Source organism: Secundilactobacillus kimchicus JCM 15530 (assembly GCF_001433995.1).
In the GTDB taxonomy this organism is placed as follows: Bacteria; Bacillota; Bacilli; order Lactobacillales; family Lactobacillaceae; genus Secundilactobacillus; species Secundilactobacillus kimchicus.
On the sequence record NZ_AZCX01000009.1, the window covers coordinates 82,674 to 100,534 of the forward strand.

15 protein-coding genes are annotated in these 17,861 nt (G+C 47.4%); 12 read left to right on the forward strand and 3 right to left on the reverse strand.

Annotated elements, in window-relative coordinates; genetic code table 11:
• The first annotated feature begins 23 nt into the window (after positions 1 to 23).
• The 7 genes from FC96_RS10185 (at position 24) to FC96_RS10215 (ending at position 9,301) form a co-directional block, all read left to right on the forward strand.
• The gene (locus FC96_RS10185; RefSeq protein WP_054659907.1) at positions 24 to 884 is read left to right on the forward strand and encodes an ROK family protein; all 861 of its coding nucleotides are present in this window, start codon (positions 24 to 26) and stop codon (positions 882 to 884) included.
• A gap of 150 nt (positions 885 to 1,034) precedes the next feature.
• A complete protein-coding gene (locus FC96_RS10190; protein WP_054659905.1) occupies positions 1,035 to 1,769 on the forward strand; it encodes a sugar phosphate isomerase/epimerase family protein in 735 nt (244 codons plus the stop codon).
• Between the two features lie 29 nt (positions 1,770 to 1,798).
• Positions 1,799 to 3,331 (forward strand): sodium:solute symporter family protein, encoded by a 1,533-nt coding sequence (locus FC96_RS10195; RefSeq protein WP_056942920.1) that lies wholly within the window; start codon positions 1,799 to 1,801, stop codon positions 3,329 to 3,331.
• Positions 3,332 to 3,842: 511 nt separating this feature from the next.
• Positions 3,843 to 5,870 carry a transketolase gene (gene tkt, locus FC96_RS10200; protein WP_056942921.1) on the forward strand — a complete coding sequence of 676 codons (2,028 nt, stop codon included), beginning with the start codon at positions 3,843 to 3,845 and terminating at the stop codon, positions 5,868 to 5,870.
• A complete protein-coding gene (locus FC96_RS10205) occupies positions 5,871 to 6,608 on the forward strand; it encodes a transaldolase (RefSeq protein ID WP_054659903.1) in 738 nt (245 codons plus the stop codon).
• 331 nt (positions 6,609 to 6,939) lie between these two features.
• On the forward strand, positions 6,940 to 7,842 hold the full coding sequence (locus tag FC96_RS10210) for a metal ABC transporter solute-binding protein, Zn/Mn family (RefSeq protein WP_156403217.1): 903 nt from the start codon (positions 6,940 to 6,942) through the stop codon (positions 7,840 to 7,842).
• A 160-nt stretch (positions 7,843 to 8,002) separates the two neighbouring features.
• Entirely contained in the window at positions 8,003 to 9,301 is a 1,299-nt protein-coding gene (locus tag FC96_RS10215; RefSeq protein ID WP_056942923.1) for an alpha/beta hydrolase, read from the forward strand.
• A gap of 187 nt (positions 9,302 to 9,488) precedes the next feature.
• Here the strand turns inward: FC96_RS10215 and FC96_RS10220 are convergent, their stop codons facing one another.
• The gene (locus tag FC96_RS10220) at positions 9,489 to 10,043 is read right to left on the reverse strand and encodes a TIGR01440 family protein (RefSeq protein ID WP_235804755.1); all 555 of its coding nucleotides are present in this window, start codon (positions 10,041 to 10,043) and stop codon (positions 9,489 to 9,491) included.
• Between the two features lie 177 nt (positions 10,044 to 10,220).
• On the opposite strand from FC96_RS10220, the gene FC96_RS10225 reads away from it, so the two are divergent.
• The 4 genes from FC96_RS10225 to FC96_RS10240 all read left to right on the forward strand — a co-directional run bounded on the left by FC96_RS10225 (position 10,221) and on the right by FC96_RS10240 (position 15,525).
• Entirely contained in the window at positions 10,221 to 11,957 is a 1,737-nt protein-coding gene (locus FC96_RS10225) for an ABC transporter ATP-binding protein (RefSeq protein WP_056942924.1), read from the forward strand.
• Positions 11,957 to 13,834, forward strand: coding sequence for an ABC transporter ATP-binding protein (locus tag FC96_RS10230; RefSeq protein ID WP_056942925.1), 1,878 nt, complete (start codon positions 11,957 to 11,959; stop codon positions 13,832 to 13,834). Before FC96_RS10225 ends, FC96_RS10230 begins: the two co-directional genes overlap by 1 nt.
• 12 nt (positions 13,835 to 13,846) lie before the next feature.
• On the forward strand, positions 13,847 to 14,800 hold the full coding sequence (locus FC96_RS10235; RefSeq protein ID WP_056942926.1) for a hypothetical protein: 954 nt from the start codon (positions 13,847 to 13,849) through the stop codon (positions 14,798 to 14,800).
• A gap of 215 nt (positions 14,801 to 15,015) precedes the next feature.
• Positions 15,016 to 15,525, forward strand: a complete 510-nt coding sequence (locus FC96_RS10240; protein WP_054659893.1) for a helix-turn-helix domain-containing protein — start codon at positions 15,016 to 15,018, stop codon at positions 15,523 to 15,525.
• Positions 15,526 to 15,569: 44 nt separating this feature from the next.
• Here FC96_RS10240 and FC96_RS10245 read toward each other — a convergent pair whose 3' ends face one another.
• Together FC96_RS10245 and FC96_RS10250 are read right to left on the reverse strand one after the other, a co-directional pair.
• Positions 15,570 to 16,154, reverse strand: a complete 585-nt coding sequence (locus FC96_RS10245; protein WP_082593560.1) for a DNA-3-methyladenine glycosylase I — start codon at positions 16,152 to 16,154, stop codon at positions 15,570 to 15,572.
• Positions 16,155 to 16,164: 10 nt separating this feature from the next.
• Positions 16,165 to 17,010 (reverse strand): methyltransferase domain-containing protein, encoded by an 846-nt coding sequence (locus tag FC96_RS10250; RefSeq protein WP_054660078.1) that lies wholly within the window; start codon positions 17,008 to 17,010, stop codon positions 16,165 to 16,167.
• A gap of 108 nt (positions 17,011 to 17,118) precedes the next feature.
• Here FC96_RS10250 and lepB point away from each other — a divergent pair, with 108 nt between their 5' ends.
• A complete protein-coding gene (gene lepB / locus FC96_RS10255) occupies positions 17,119 to 17,715 on the forward strand; it encodes a signal peptidase I (RefSeq protein WP_056942927.1) in 597 nt (198 codons plus the stop codon).
• The last annotated feature ends 146 nt before the right edge of the window (positions 17,716 to 17,861 follow it).

The window sequence follows — 17,861 nt, forward strand, 5'->3', positions numbered from 1 at the left end:
AACCACAAAGTGAGATGACTATAATGCAAGAACAATTTTTAGCCTTTGATGTTGGTGGTACTACCATCAAGTACGCGTTAGTCGACAAGCAACAGACCATCACCAATCGGGGAAGTGTCGGTACCGATCATAACCGGAACAGGGCTATCTTAACCCAACTAACCCGCATTACTCAGCAGACGCTATCCCAACAACCGCTTGCCGGGATTGGCGTCAGCACTGCCGGAATTGTCAGTGAAGATGGCGGGATCAAATACGCTGGCCCGACCATCCCCAACTACCAGGGAACGCCAATCAAAGCCCACCTCCAATCAGCGAGCCACCTGCCCGTTGACGTGGTCAATGACGTGGACGCTGCATTGTTAGGCGAAACGGTCGCTGGCCAAGCCATCCATGCTACTTCCGTTTACTGTGTCGCTTTGGGAACGGGGATCGGCGGCGCGTTTGCCATTAATGGACAGCTCTATTCAGGCGCTCACGGGAATGCTAATTCCATTGGTTACACCAGTTACCATGAGAGTGATCAGACAACCTATGAACAGCGAGCAGCAACACTCAGTCTTCAATCCATGGTTGAGCCGTACGGAATCTCAGTTATTGAAGCGTTTGAACAAGCGCGAAACAATCAAAAGTCCGCCCTCACCATCATTCAAAATTGGTCGGACAATGTGGCCGCTGGCTTGGCCAACGTTTTATTACTTCTGGATCCCGAAGTGCTCATCCTTGGGGGCGCCGTTGCTAAGCAAGGTGATTTTCTGGTCTCACTGTTGACCCAGTCCTTATCAAAGTTCGTGCCAGCCGGGCTTTTGAAGACGGTAATCCGAGCTAGTACCCTTTCAAACGATGCCCAAATTTATGGGGCCGTTTCTCATTTTCTAAAATAAAGCGTTTACATTTCTGGCTTCTCTATGCTAGACTAACTCTTGTAATAATCAGCCGATTTAAATTAAACCGCTACAGGAATGCTCTTTTCTCAACGAGGAAAGGGCCAGTCCTGTAGCTTTTTTAATTCTAAAAAGGAAGTGCGTTCGACTATGAAAGTTTCAGTTAATACCGCTGTATTTTTAGCCGATATCAAAAACGGTCGCTCACAGGCTGACTGCGTTGCCAGTTTAAGTAATAAGCCCATCGAAAACGTGGAGGTGCGTGGTGAGCTCTTCGACCCCGCCACCGAACAAGAAGCCTTAACCGCCATTCGAAAAACCTGTGATGACCAGCAATTCGGACTCTACTACTCTATCCCAGAAGAACTCTTAATTGACGGCCAACTGAACCCCGCCCTTGAACATTATATCCAGTTAGGCAACCAATTCAGTATGAACGGTCTAAAGATCAGTCTGGGCAAGGCTGATCGGATTTCTAAAGAGACGCTCCGCGACCTTGCTCAGCTGGCCAGCACTAGTTCGGCGCTCATCACCGTCGAAAACCAGCCAAACGAAAATGCCGAATTACCGGCCTTTGCCGACCAGCTCAACGAAATTTTGACAGCGGTTTCAGCGTTAGGCTACACCTTTGATTCCGGTAACTGGTACTGGATTGACACGGCCCCTGAAAAAGCCTTCGACCTGCTCCAAACCGAGATTGACGTTTTCCATCTAAAAGATATTGCAAATCGCGAAACCGTTATGCTAGGTGACGGCCAGACGGATTGGCAGTCCATGCTCCGCGCACTGAATGAGGATGTCCCAGTGTTTCTGGAGTACGCAATTGAAGCTGACCGCTTAGACCAGCAGATTCAGCTTGTCAACACCGTATTAGCTTCTCGATAACACATTTGTATTTGGAGGTCTCTTAAAATATGGGAAAGCAAAGTTTTGGTACTTTAAATTGGCTTGTTTTAATTGTTTACTTAATCGTGATGTTGCTCATCGGACTCAGTTTCAGCAAAAAAAGTTCGAAGAACTCACAAGAATTTTTTAAGGCCACCGAAAGCAAGGTCCCTGCTTGGGCTGTCGGCTTTAGTATCTTCGCGACGACGCTTAGCGCAATCACCTACATGTCGACACCTGAAAAATCCTTTCTGACGGATTGGGCCTACGGTTTTGGTAATCTTGCAATTTTTTTAATTGCCCCAGTTCTGATTAAATTTTACATTCCATTTTTCTCAAAATTGCACGTGACAACGGCTTACGAATACCTCGAGTTTAGATTGAATCCATTCTTACGGGTCTTTAGTAGTATTCTTTTCGTGCTATTCCACATTGGTCGGATTGCCATCGTCATTTATTTGCCAACCGTGGCCCTGCAGTCCGTCATCTCAATTAATCCATACTTAATCGCCGCGTTGATCACAATTCTATGCATTATTTACACTTATCACGGTGGCATGGAAGGCGTCATCTGGAGCGATGTGATTCAAGGTATCTTACTCCTTGTCGGGGCCGTCTTGATTATTTCATTTGCGGTCGCCGGAACCCATGGTGGTTGGGGATCAGTCGCTAGTGACGCCGTCGAAAAAGGGAAGATTCTGACAAAATCCAGCTTTGTTTGGAGCGTGACAAAGTCAACCGTTCCCATTATTTTGCTGGGCCAGATTTTTAACACCCTTTATCAATACACCGCCAGTCAAGATGTCGTTCAGAGGTATACAACCTCAACAGATAACAAACACATCGCCAAATCCATTTGGACGAACGCCCTGTTATCCCTGATTACCATTCCACTCTTTTACGGGATGGGGACCGTTATTTACAGCTTCTATAACCACGGCGGCCATTTACCAGGTGGCTTTAACACGTCGGCTTTGGTTCCCTACTTCGTGCTAACAGAAATTCCAGCCGGCGTTGCCGGACTCATTATTGCCGCAATCTTTGCCGCATCTCAAGCAACCATTGCATCAAGCCTAAATTCAACTGCAGCTTGCTTAGTCACAGACATCCAAAAGCGGTTCATGAAGGATAAAAGTGACAAAATGAGTATGCGGATTACCCACTGGAGTATCATGATCTGTGGTCTGTTTGGCTTACTCGTGACGTTGATGTTAATTCACCTTCACAGTTCCGACATGATTGATGCCTACTTAGGATTATTCGGATTGTTTGGAGTCCCAATAGCTGGGATTTTCGCTTTAGGCATCTTGAGCCATCGCGCAAACGGGTTTGGCGCAACGACCGGTTTGATCGTAACCACCGCCATCTGTTACGCCATCCAACTAACGGGGACTAACGCCCTCTTCGTGAGTGTCATTGGGTTTTTAGGCGCCATGATTCTAGGCTACCTATTCAGTTTCTTAAAGCCTGGCCATAAAAAAGACATTACCGGGTTAACGTTCAAGACAATTAACGAAAATGTCGATCGTCATACGACGGACGTTGAAACGGAGACACTTTAGCACTAACCGCAATCAAAAAACGACCCTTTAAGCGGGGTCTTTTTTTGATTCAACTTTTTCTCGCATTTGCCACCCAAAAAAGGTAAACTAAACATTAAAGTTTTCAAAGTTTTTGATTAATTTTCCTTCATTTCATAATAAACGGATGTAACCCGATGCTATTGTACTGCCCCATTAGCCCTAATTAGTACAATAACGCTTTATGAAAAGAGCTTACATTTTAAGCGGAATTAATTGAAACCTGTTTTGCATTCATTCAACTATCACCTTCACTGGATTGTGCCGATGAAAGTCACTTTCACAAGCCAGACCATTCAAGCTATTTTTGAGCAACCATTTCAATTTTGTGAGCCCTAATCACAAAATGCCCTATGAAACGTTGTTTTCAACAAAAGTAACAGGAATGAAAGCTGTGAACATCATCTTTTTTATCAGCTATACCAATTAGCCCACATGAGTTGACAACGGTTACTAAGAGCCGTATATTTCTTGGGCATAGGAGCGTGATTAAATGCAAACAAACGAACTAGACCAACTTTCTATTAACGCCTTACGATTCCTCAGCATTGATATGATTGAGGCGGCCAATTCTGGTCACCCAGGGTTACCATTAGGGGTTGCGCCAATGGCCTACACCCTTTGGACAAAACACTTGACGGTCAATCCTAAGCATTCTCAATGGATCAACCGCGACCGCTTCGTTTTATCAGCCGGCCACGGTTCGGCCCTCTTATATAGTTTGCTACACTTATCAGGGTTTGACTTAAGCCTCGACGATTTAAAACAATTCCGAAAATTTAATAGTAAAACCCCCGGCCACCCAGAAGCCGGTTTCGTTGATGGTGTTGACGCCACTACCGGCCCACTTGGTCAAGGCCTAGGGATGGCCGTCGGCATGGCGATGGCCGAAACCCACTTGCGGGCAAAATACAACAAACCCAACTTCAGTGTCGTCGACCACTTTACCTATGTGATTGCCGGCGATGGTGACCTGATGGAAGGCATTTCCCACGAATCAGCCAGCCTTGCCGGTCACTTAAAACTGGGTAAACTAATCGTCTTGTACGATGACAACGGTATCTCGCTGGATGGCAGTACTCAAATGGCCTTCACTGAAGATGTTACAAAACGCTTTGAAGCCTACGACTGGCAGGTCATCAAAGTAACCGACGGCAACGATATCACGGCAATCAACCAAGCCATCGAGACTGCCAAAGCCACACGGAACCAGCCAACGTTGATTGATATTAAAACCACCATTGGCTATGGCTCACCGGCCGCCGGAACAAACACCGCCCACGGTAAACCGTTAACGGGCGCTGCAATGGCGGAGACCCGTGATGCTCTGGGTTGGACCTACGCCCCATTTGACATTCCCGCCGCTGTGTCGGCTAACTTCAGTGCGACCGTTGCCGATCGGGGCGCTGCCGCCGAGACCGCTTGGAACGCTCTTTTTGAAGCGTACGCTCAGGCATACCCAGAACTGGCTAAGGAACTGCTAGATGGGTTCAATCCAATCGACGTGACCCAACTAAAATTACCTGTCAGTCACGTTGGTGAAAAAGAATCTGGCCGGAATACCAGTCAGAAACTCATTGCAAGCTTTACCGAGCAACTCCCCAGTCTCTGGGGAGGATCAGCCGATTTGTTTTCATCTAACAAGACCAACGTCAAAGCCGCCGATGATTTTCAAGCCGATAATCCCGGCGGTCAAAACATCTGGTTTGGCGTCCGTGAGTTCGGCGAGGCTGCTGCGGTCAACGGGATGATGCTGCACGGTGGCGTTCGCCCTTACGCTAGCACCTTCTTCGTTTTTTCAGACTACATGCGAGCCGCCATTCGATTAGCTGCAATTCAACAAATCCCCGCAACCTACGTCTTCACCCACGACTCAGTTGCCGTTGGTGAAGATGGGCCAACTCATGAACCCATTGAACAACTGATGAGCTACCGGGCGATGCCTAACGTGACGGTCCTTCGCCCGGCTGACGCTAACGAAGCATCCGTGGCTTGGAAATTAGCCTTAGCAGCCGAAAAAACACCGACGTTGCTCGTCTTAACCCGTCAAGATTTACCTACTTTGGCAGGAACCGAAGACCGAGCCGAAACAGGCGTGGCCCGTGGTGGCTACGTTTTATCACCCAGCCGCCAAAAAGTTCCCGATGGCATTTTAATGGCGACTGGATCCGAGGTACAACTCGCCGTTGCCGCCCAAGAACACTTACGCGATCTTGGCTACGACGCTTCCGTTGTCTCAATTCCTTCATTCGAGTTATTTGACAAGCAACCACAAGACTACCGAAACGCGGTTCTGCCTCCGGAGGTCAACGTTCGCGTGTCAATCGAATTGGGAGCCACATTTGGGTGGGAACGCTACGTTGGGTTGAACGGGATTGCACTTGGCATCAACGACCGGTTTGGTGAATCCGGGGCTGCTGACGACATCATCGCCAGTCTCGGCATTACCGCCCAAGCGGCCAGTAACGCCTTTATCAAACTAGCAGCAAATAAGAACGACACGATCGGAAAGGTGATCTAAATGACAGCTCCAAAATTCAACGTAAAAATCTTCTCTGACGGTGCCGATTTAGCCGACATGGAAGCCATTAATCAAAACGACTTCGTCACCGGATTCACGACGAATCCGAGTTTATTAAAGAAAGCCGGCGTCACCGACTACCTCGCCTTTGCCAAAACGGTTGTTGCGAAATTCCCTGACGAACCCATTTCGTTTGAAGTTTTCTCCAACGACTTCGACACAATGCTTGAGGAAGCTAAACTCCTTGCCCAGCTGGGGGATAACGTCTACGTCAAAGTCCCGATTCGGACAACTGACGGCCAGTCAACCGCACCGTTACTCCACAGCCTGACCGAGGCTGGGATCTCAGTAAATGTGACCGCCATCGCGACGAGCGATCAGGTCAAAGAAAGCCTGGAAGCCGTCGTTGCCGGAGTCCCTGTCATCATTTCCATCTTTGTGGGACGGGTTGCCGATACCGGGGTTGACCCAATGCCATTTGTTCACGACAGTATTGCGTTGACGAAACAGTATCCAGACGCTGAACTTCTGTGGGCTAGCACCCGCGAAATCTATAACATCATCCAGGCTGATGCATTAGGCGTTGACATCATCACCGTTCCGCCTTCGATCATTGCCAAGTTGGTCACGAAATTTGGCCAATCTGGCGACGACGTGACAATGGCCACCGTGAAGGGATTTGAAAGTGACATCCAGGCAACTGGTTTGAGTATTCTCGATACTTCCTCCCAATCTTAAACGCCCCTTCTAGAAATCAAAAAAGGCAAGATTGCTGATTGCAATCTTGCCTTTTGCATTTCCCACTTATTTTTGGCCAAAAGAAAACCCTGCGAATAGATTTCGCAGGGTCCCTCTTAATGGCATCAGCTACTTAGCTGCACGCTCCGCGGCTGATGCCTTAAGACTATTTCCTGAAGTCAAAAAGCATCACCCCCTTTCATAGATTACGTGTAGAATACGCCCTTCAAAATTAAATGTCAACAAATAACCCCTCATCGGATCTCAAGGCCAGTAGCACCCCGGCTCAAATGGTGGTAACATCATAACCATGACTAATGGAGGAAGCAAAATGACAAGGTTTCAACGTTTCGTTTTAACGGGCTTCGGCCTCATGTTTATCGGCCTGTTTTTGGTGAGTTGCGCGCCTAAACCGCACCATGCCTCACACCGTATTGAAGTCGTCAGCTCACTTGATTTCTATGGTGAAGTCGCCCAAAGCGTGGTGGGTGACAAGGGGCACGTCACGTCAATTATCAACCGGCCTAGCATTGAACCCCACGAATACGAGCCCACGACTAACACTGCGAAAATAGTTAGTGACGCAGACGTCGTGATTTATAACGGACTGGGCTATGACGCTTGGATGCCACGGCTAGCTGCTGACAACCACGCCACAACCCGGGTCAACGTTGCTCAAGCCATTGCCCACAAACAAGACGGCGCCAACGAACACTTATGGTATAACACGCAAACGATGAGCGATTTAGCTGACCATCTTGCACAAGTTTTCAGCCGTGACCAACCTAAAAATAAGGCTTTTTTCCAAGCAAATGCTCGCCGCTACCAACAGAGTCTCCAACCGATTAAACGACTGGTGAGTCAATTGAAACGCGGCAGTCATGGTAAACTGGTCAATACCAGCGAGCCCGTTTTCGATTATGCACTGACGGCAATGGGGTACAAAATTAATAATAATCATTTTGCCCAAGCCGTGCAAAATGATACGGACCCTTCCCCGAAAGATATCCAGCAAATGGACCACGATATCAAAACCCATAAAATCGCTTTTTTTGTCTTAAATGCGCAAGAAACCAACGAAATTACGGACGGTATCGTCAAACAGTGCCAGCGTTTTGGCATCCCCGTTTTAAAGGTGACTGAATCCAAGCCGGTGGGAAAAACCTACCAACAGTGGATGATGTCGCAATATCAGGAATTGGCGAAAATTCAACAAAAAGCCAATACTAACTAATCAAACCGTACCATAACGGATCAAACCCTCTAAACTGTAGCAATTAGGACATGGTTGACGCAATGATCCGACTTAACTCAAATCGAACGTAACCGCTTTCAGTTAATTGCTAACGGTGCTACGATCACCTCATCAAAATGAAAATTTGGAGGCGATTAGCATGAAATTGCGTTACATTTGGTTATTGGGACTATCTCTATTAGGTGCGGGGAGCACAACAACTGCGGTAGCCGCAGCCGATTCAACGACTTTGTTCACCGACGCTTTAAACTTAGCCAATACTGGTCTTGGCAATCTTGCATACACTCAAATTTTTAAACAACCGTCAATTCTCAATCCTTTTTTTGCAGAATATAGCCCTGACAAAAACGGCTTCTTTAAGAGCGCTTCAGCTAACTTGTTAGGCCCGGGCTACGAAAGTGATCGGGTCTTAGCTAAAGAAGAACTACCAGCTATTAACAGCTGGTTACAAACAACCCCTACCCAAAGTTGGACCCAACCATTTACGGAAAATGGTCAGACATTTCAGGGCCATGCCACCTTTATCCCCGCTGCTCAACCATCAAAATTAACTGTAATCGTAGGCCAAGGTTACCGTACCGGATGGAAAATTCAAACGGGATTTGCAAAAACATTCTATGATATGGGTTACAACATCCTAGCAATTGACGCTCACGCTCAAAACCAGGCTGGTGGGACGACCATTTCATTTGGGTACAAAGATAAGTTTGACTGGCCCGGTTGGATTAATAAAATCAACGCATACACAGGCCCTGGCTCTAAGCAAGTTTTGTGGGGCCAGTCCCTTGGAGCGGCTACTATTAATCAAGTCGAGGGCCTCCCAAACCTACCTACTTCCGTTAAAGCGGCTATTTCTGATGCCACAATCGGAAATCTGGAAGCACTGTTTAACCACCTCGCCCAGAATATTCCATTCATTGACCGGGTAACTGCACTGGCTGCAATTAACCACCAACTTGTGATGGACCAAGGCTTTTCACTGTCGGACGTCTCACCGCAAGACAGCGTCAAAACAAGCACAATGCCCGAATTAGTCATTACAACGCAAGATGATGATTTTATCCCAGCTGCTCAATCACGCGCGGTTTTTGACAACATTCCTGTCACAACAAAAAAGCAATTGTGGATTCTGCCCGGGACAGTCGGCGGCCACACAATGGCGCCACTCGCAAATTTGCAGTACACCACGCACATTCAAAACTTCCTTCGGCAGGTTGATCCCAGCCTCGTACCAACGACGGATAATCAGCTGATTGAGACGCTCAAGACGCAATTGCAAGTTGATAACGAAAGGGTTGCTCGTGGAAATATTACCCCAGCAGCCCAAGAAAAAGTGGCTGCCGCTACCAAGGCTGCCAATATTTTGTTAACTCAGTCTCAACCTGCAAACGAAAGCCTCAGACTTGTCATTCGCGCACTTCAGCAAGCTATTAACTAACCTAAGAAAAATTAAATCTAAAAGGTTAACATCACTTCCTTAGCGATTAAAATGGATCACCTTATATTTGACAACAAAAGCGGATGACTTGTCCTATTCAAGTCATCCGCTTTTATCGTTATTCTCCGGTATCGCGCCTAGTTTTTGCTTGTTCCCATTTCCCATCAATTATAACGGCTAATCATCATTAAATCGTTGCATCAGCATACGTTGCCCGCGCACCACCAATCAGCTTAGGCCGCGATGCCATAAACGTCACGTGCGCCTGACCGATTTTTGGCACCGTCGTCTTAATCGGAATCTGAACAAACTTCACATGCATTCCAATCTGAGTATCACCAATGTCCATGCCACCTCTTGCGACGATGTGCTCCACTTCAACCGGGTCACTAAACTGCTGATAGGCAGCCACTTGTGCTGCCCCACCTGCGTGCAGTTGTGGGATGACTGACACTTCATCATAGCCGAAGCGGTCGGCGGTCGTCCGTTCCATCAATAATGCTCGGTTAATGTGCTGGCAACCTTGAACCGCTAATAAAAGGTGATGCTCAGCCAAGATAGGTACCAACGTCTCAATAATCACCGTTCCTACTTCTGCGTTTGTTGCTTGGCCCATCCATTCACCAACAACTTCGCTGGAACTAGCCCCCAACACAAACAAGCTGTTTTTGGGTAAGTCCACCTGCTCAAAATAGTCAGTCAAGGCCCTAGTCAGTTGATCCTTAAGTTGTTCTGTCTCCACGATACGACCCCTTTCTTCCATCTCTATTACCTGTATCATACCGTCTACCAGGTTGAATGGCAATTTAATTAGATCGGCCTGCACATGCTATCATCAATTCTCCCAAATGGTCCATACTATTTTCCTTTATAAAGGTGTAAAATAGTTCGGAATTCTTTTTTCGAAGGGAGCTTTTTCATGCTAAAAATTGCCAAGGGTCGAATCTCATATTTGGCCGTTATCGGGGCCGTTATCTTCATGACAATTCAAGTCATCGCTAACTTGAACTTGCCAAGTCTGACCTCCGACATCGTTAACAACGGGGTCGCCAAGGGCGACATCAGCTATATCTGGCAAGTCGGGATTAAAATGGTTGGCTTTTCCTTATTAAGCATCGCTGCTGCCATGTGTAACGTTTTTCTAGCTGCCCGAACGTCACAAACCCTGGGGAAAAACCTTCGGAGTGACATTTACCGGAAGGTCATTAATTTTTCAAATGACGAATACGATCAAATCGAAACGTCATCTCTCATCACTCGGACCACAAATGATGTGGTCCAAATTCAAAACGTCGCCATTATTATGCTCCGAATGATGCTAATGGCCCCAATCATGCTTATCGGAGCCGCATTTTTAGCCTATACAAAAAACCACGAATTAACCCTGGTTTTCGTGGTCTCCCTTCCGCTTCTAGCAATCGTGATTGGCTTGCTACTGAAGTTTGCAGTACCAATGTTTCAGGCGATGCAAACTAAGACCGATCGAATCAACCGAATCTTCCGCGAAGGTCTGACTGGTGTTCGAGTTATTCGGGCTTTCCGTCAAGATCAATTTGAGCAAGACCGCTTTGAAGATGCTAATCAGGATTATACCCAAAATGCGATTAACGTTAACCTCTTGATGTCCTTAGCGTTTCCACTAATGACCCTCGTCATGAGTGGCACCAACGTCGCCATTATCTACTATGGTGCCAAGTTGATTGGCGCTCACAGCATGCAAGTCGGTAACCTCATCGCCTTCATGACCTATGCTGTCCAAATTCTTATGAGTTTTATGATGTTGTCTATGGTCTTCATTTTCATTCCTCGGGCCCAGGCTTCCGCTAAACGAATTCAGGCCGTTTTTGACCTCAAGTCCACAATGACAATTGCGGCTGATCCCGCCAAAGTCGACCCAGCTGCCAGCAACCATGAACTACTGTTCGACCAGGTCAATTATCGTTATCGGAACGCAGAACTCCCTGCACTTTCCAACATTACCTTTGCCGCTCACAGTGGCCAAACCGTTGCTATCATTGGCGGGACTGGCTCCGGAAAAACGTCTTTAATCAGCCTCATTCCACGATTCTACGATGTTGAAAGTGGCACCATTACTTTAGATGGCCAAAATATCAATCAGTTGGGTTTAACAAATTTGCGCGACGCGATTTCGTTTGTCCCCCAAAAAGCGACGTTATTCACTGGCACGCTGCGCGAAAACATGCAGTACGGAAAAGCGACGGCCACTGATGCCGAAATTTGGCACGCCCTTGAAATTGCCCGAGCCCGCGAGTTCGTCGAAGAAGACCCCGATGGCTTGGATATGCACGTTGAACAGGGGGGCGGGAACTTCTCTGGTGGTCAACGGCAACGCCTCGCAATCGCACGGGCCTTGGTCAAACAAGCGGCCGTTTACGTCTTCGATGATTCCTTTTCGGCCTTAGACTTCAAGACCGATGCCGATTTACGGGCCGAATTGCGTGCTGACCAACACATTCAGCAATCCATTACCGTCATTGTGGCGCAGCGGATTGCAACGGTTGCCGATGCTGATTTGATCTTAGTCCTAGATAACGGTCGGCTAGTTGGCCATGGGACTCACGACGAGCTTCGCCAACACAATGCAGTTTATCAAGAAATTATTCATTCTCAATTGAGAGAGGAGGCTGACAAGTAATGGCTGAAAAAAATCAGACCCCACAACGTGGCGGCCACGGACCCGGACGCGGCTTTCAAGGTGTTGTTGAAAAACCCAAGAACTTCTGGAAAACAACCAAACGGCTACTAAACTACATGTCTGACCGCATCGTCGGTCTTACTTTTGTTTTCATTTTTGCCATTGTCAGTGTCGTCTTCCAAATTCGAACGCCTAAGATTTTGGGCGAGGCCACGACGGAAATTTTCAAAGGCGTCATGAAGGGAACCGCCCAGCAGAAGGCCGGCTTTAGCGTGCCAGAGCTTCCCATTAACTATCAAAAAATTGTGCAGATCATTCTGGTTGTCGGCGTCATGTATCTCACCAGTGCCGTTTTCAGCTACCTGCAACAATTCATCATGACGAAGATCTCGCAACGAACCGTTTATAAACTTCGGCGCGAAATGAAACACAAAATGCGCGTCGTTCCGATTCGGTACTACGATACGCACAGCAATGGCGATATCATGTCGCGAGCAGTTAACGATATGGATAACATTGCAAATACGATGCAACAAAACTTAACTCAAGTTGTCACCAGTACCGTGACATTCATCGGGACACTATGGATGATGCTGACAATCAGTTGGCAGTTGACCCTTATCGCGCTTGTCACCATCCCGCTAAGCCTTGTCGTAGTCGGCGTCGTCGCCCCACGATCCCAACGCTATTTTGCAGCTCAACAAAAGAGCCTTGGCCTTCTAAACGACCAAGTCGAGGAAAACTACGCGGGTCAACTCGTCCTGAAGAGTTTTAACAAAGAACAAGCCACTGTCGAGGCCTTTGAGGAACAAAACACCAAGTACTATCAAGCCGCATGGAAAGCCCAGTTTATTTCTGGAATTATCATGCCCCTCATGATGTTTCTCAATAACATTGGCTACGTTTTCGTAGCGATTATTGGCGGGATTCAGGTCTCACAAGGAAGTGTCACCCTTGGTAACGTGCAGGCTTTTTTACAATACACTAACCAGTTCTCACAACCCATTTCCCAACTCGCTAATCTGATGAACACCATTCAATCCACGGTGGCCAGTGCCGAACGGGTCTTCAATGTCATTGATGAAGAGGAAATGAAGAACACTAAGGAAAACCGGCCCGTTGAAACTGACACGGACAATCTTATCGAGCTTTCCCACGTTCAGTTTGGCTACGATGATCAAGATCTGTTAATGACCGATTACAACCTTCAGGTCAAGGCTGGCCAACAGGTCGCCATCGTTGGTCCGACCGGTGCTGGAAAGACCACTATTATTAACCTCCTTGAACGCTTCTACGATATTAAGGGTGGTGCGATTCGCCTGAACGGTGTCGACACCCGCGATATTGACCGTGAGGCCCTGCGCAGTCATTTTGCGATGGTCCTCCAAGATACCTGGCTGTTCACTGGAACCATCTACGATAACATCAAATACGGTCGTGAAGATGCGACTCACGATGCCATTATCGAAGCGGCAAAAGCAGCTCACGTCGACGAATTCGTCCGCAAATTACCGGATGGCTACGACACCATTCTTAACGAATCTGCTTCCAACATTTCACAAGGCCAACGACAACTTATCACCATTGCCCGAGCCTTTGTCGCCGACCCAGAGATTCTCATTTTGGACGAGGCCACCAGCTCTGTGGATACGCGAACCGAAGTTCAGATTCAACATGCCATGAGTCAGCTATTAAAAGACCGAACCAGTTTCGTTGTTGCTCACCGGTTATCCACTATCCAAAACGCAGACAACATCATTGTGATGAACCACGGTTCAGTTGTTGAAACTGGCACACACAACGAGTTGCTGGCTCAAAATGGATTCTACGCCACCCTCTACAACAGTCAGTTCTCTGACAACGTTGATTTTGGTTAGGAGGCCGAACAATTGAAAAAACGACTACGCTTCATTTTACCCATGCTCGTGCTCTGCCTACTGCTTGCCAGCTGTGGTCGACCAACGTTAAGCGTCAGTCATCATCAGGTGACGCCGGATGGGCTGGCCGCCGTAATTAACGGTAAAAGTCGACAATCTCACATCGCCTATCGCATCAATAACGGTACGACCCATCAACAAAAAACGGTTAATGGTCAGTTTTCCATCACAATTCCAAGTGCAACAACCGCTCAGCGGGTGACGCTCAAGGCTGGCGGACATCAAACAACTGTGACCGTTACCCGGCAAACACCGCTCGTGACATATCAAGCGTTGCGGGAGACTTATAACCAAGGTTTAGCGGTCTCAGCACTGTCGTCGAAAGATCAACGAGTTGCCGAAGGCCTCGCACTACAATCCGCCAGCGTTCAAAGCCGGCTCAGTCAGGCACAAGCTGCTATAAAAAAGGCGCAAAAGCGCGTCAAAGCTGGCGACACCGTCGCTCGGGCCACTTTAAACCGCCAGTTAAAAGAAGCGGCATCGCTGAAGCGAAGTGTGGCCATTCTAGGTCAAACAAAAGCGAGCCTTGCACCAGCTATGGCAAAAGCGACAGCCGCTACTAAGGACGATCAGTTGCCGGCCCAACCAACCAGCGGTCTGCATAATTTGGTCACAACCAACAAGACGACCATCCGGGCAGCGCTTGATGGTGACCAGGTGACTGGCCTCGCTTTGATGGTCCCAACCTCGCAGCTGAAGGGTCAAAAGGCCCGCCACTTTGTCACCACCTTCTCTTTGGTGGCCCAAAGCGTGGGCGCCAATGCCAAAAACGTCCTCAAACAGTTCCAAAAACAAGCAAATGGGAAGAATACCAGTCAAACCACGACCCCGAAGTTACATTCAAATGGGATTACGTTTAGCTTGGGCTATTCAACCTCAACATTGTACGTGTATATCACGAAGTAACTCACTTAAAAAGAACCGACACCTGATTTGGGTGTCGGTTCTTTAGCTTATTTAACTACATCAAATTTTTTAATAATTTCGGTTCTTTAAACGACAAGCACCTCTCACGCTTAAGTTGTCAAAGCCTTATTCCTTAGGCTTTGCAACCAAGAAGTGCTTCACAAAACTTCACTTTTTAGCAATAATAACTGAGTAAAACGAGAGGAGCGGTTACAATGACAATCGGCGAACGAATCAAACTATTAAGAACCAAAAACCAGATGACACAGCAGGCATTAGCAGATCGTGTCCACATTTCCAGACAATCCATTTCTAAATGGGAGCAGGATTTAGCATGGCCAAGCTTTGCAAACATCGTCATTATCAGTGACACTTTTGACGTTTCGCTGGATGAACTCATCAGAGGCGATGCTGAATTCATGGAAAATTTGGAGCGAAAGCCGCACATTAAAATTTTAGAAGTAATAGGGATAGGGTCTCTGATAGCAATCCTATCTCTAACCACATTATTGCTGTTAGGAATTAGAGAAACTCGTATAACAGGTTGGATAAGTTTACTACAGTTGTTATCATTCATTTTTCTGGCAGTAAATATTAACTGGAGAAAAATTAACGACAGTTTAACTCAATGGGGACTATTTTGGGGCATTATTTGTTTTGCTACATTAGCAATCCCAGCAATTATCGACTTCTTTAACGGCATTATTTATGGTCTCAGCCATTAAGGTTGTCCAGAATTCATTTCAGGCGATTATGTCACAACCTCTTATCATTCTATTTCTACGCCCCGCCCATCCAACCGGACACTAATCAAGCCCACTGATAGCATGTACGCATACACGGCCACTGAACCCGTGAATTTAAATCCATCACGCTTCATCTGCTTAGCAATGCGATCACTTTCTGGCGTCTTTTTTGGCAAATCTGCGAACCCGTTAATTTCAAACCGCGCCTGTTTATAATGTACCAGCGACCACAAATAGGCATCAAATGACCCATATTGGCGCTGAAGCTGGACCACCACTTGCGCATTATGAATCGTCGCTTCAATCTTTAACCGGTTGCGAATAATAGCCGGATTGGCCAGTAACGTAGCGACATCAGTCTCGGTCATTGCCGCAATTTGCGTCAGGTTCCAATTATGAAAAGCGGTCTGTAACGCTGCCCGCTTACTAAACGCAACGTCCCAGTTTAACCCCGCTGCAAAAATTCCAATGGTTAATAGTTCAAATAACTGAGCGTCGTCATGGGATGGGATCCCCCATTCCCGTTCAAAATAATGGCGATATAACGGATTATCAGGATAATATTTTTTATAAAGCGGGTCGTCTGGAAACCACTTGAAATCTTGCATATTGCATCTCCTAGGGCACCGTCACGACAGCCACTTCGAAGTCTGCCGTGACATGCGTTAACCCCTGCTGTAAAATGGCTGATTTGCGATCCATCGCTTGCCAGGTTAGCGGTGTCATTGCAAATAACGCTGCAAATAGATCAGGAGTTAAATCAAAATCGTACGAAACTGGGGTCACCGATGCGTTCGGATAATGCGCCATAAAATGACGCTTAACCGGTCCGTTATCATAAGTTGCATGGTTCCCTTCAGGATAAACCAGTGCTCGTAATTCTTGTAAATAATGAGCATTAGGAATAACTTTGATTAGTCGTCCACCCGGTGCCAATACCCGGTCAAATTCCTGATAATTTGCTGGTGATAAAATATTGACCAGCCCCGCTAACCCATTATCAGCAAACGGCAACCGCGCCAGATCTCCCACTGCAAACAACGGCTGGTGCTCGCTAGCTGGTCCAGAACCCGCTAGCGTAATCGCAGGTTTGGAAATATCGATACCCACAAATGCGCTGTTAGGCTGATGAGTTGCTAACCACTTCGTCGTTGTCCCTTCTCCAGAACCAGCGTCCAAAATTAATCCTGGGGTCAAAAACCGCTGGACCACTTTCAACATCGGGTCAAAGAAACCAGCACCAAGAACCTTTTGGCGGTTAGTCAGCATTTCCGTCGTGTACTCTGTCGTCACCGGGGCCTTTAGGAAAAACAAGGTCCCCTTTTTTGAGAGGTCAAACGCGTGACCGGCTTCGCAAGTCACTGTGCCATCGGCCACTTGTCTAAAAGCCGCGTGACAGCTTGGACAACGAAACTGAGTTAAGTTTGAGTCTAAAAATTGAGTTGCTACATCGCGTTTTGTCATTTTTCGCCGCTCTTTCATTTCAATATCGCCGTAATTCACCCCAACAAGTTCACAAATTGTTGGTCGCAAGCTATAATGTTAAGCATTGACTAAGGAGGGGTGATCCGGGTGAAGCAGATTCCCAAACGTGTTCGGTTAACTTTAATTCCCATTGTTTTGGGCCTTTTTGTTGCGTTATTCATTCATCACTTTATCGCACAGCCGGTTAAAGTGACCGACAATGACATGGCGCCCAATCTCAGGACCGGACAAACAGTCTGGTTATCGGCCACTCGAAAGCCCCACCGTTTCGACGTTGTTTTAGTGGTTCAGCAAGGCGTGACGCCAACTACCCCACAATCCCACTATACCATGTTACGGGTAATTGGGATGCCCGGAGACACCGTGGCCTACAAAGCCGGCTTGCTCTACCTCAATGGTCATAAAACGACGCAGTCTTTTCTATCACACACCCAGCAGTCAAATGGCACCAGTCAGTTTGACTGGGACCTTGTGAGTCTCTCGCAAAGTGAAGGGTGGATTCAACCCAATACCTCCTACAAAGTGCCTGCCAACCACTACTTTCTCATGGGTGATAACCGCCAATCTGCCAACGACTCCCGACATATTGGCTTCATCCCGCGCAACGCCATTCGTGGCGTCGTCCGACTCGCACCCTGGCAGGGCTGGTTCCAACGCCATCACAATATTAATAACGCATCGTAGCCGCCTTTAGGGGCGGTTTTTTCTTGTGATTTGGTCAGCCAATCTTTAATACAAGGTTTATCGTACCAGGATTGTAGGGGTTGCGGTGGTTGCGAGAATTATGGGAATTGTGGTAGCGGCCATGCTGGTTCGGCACTGGGGCTTAT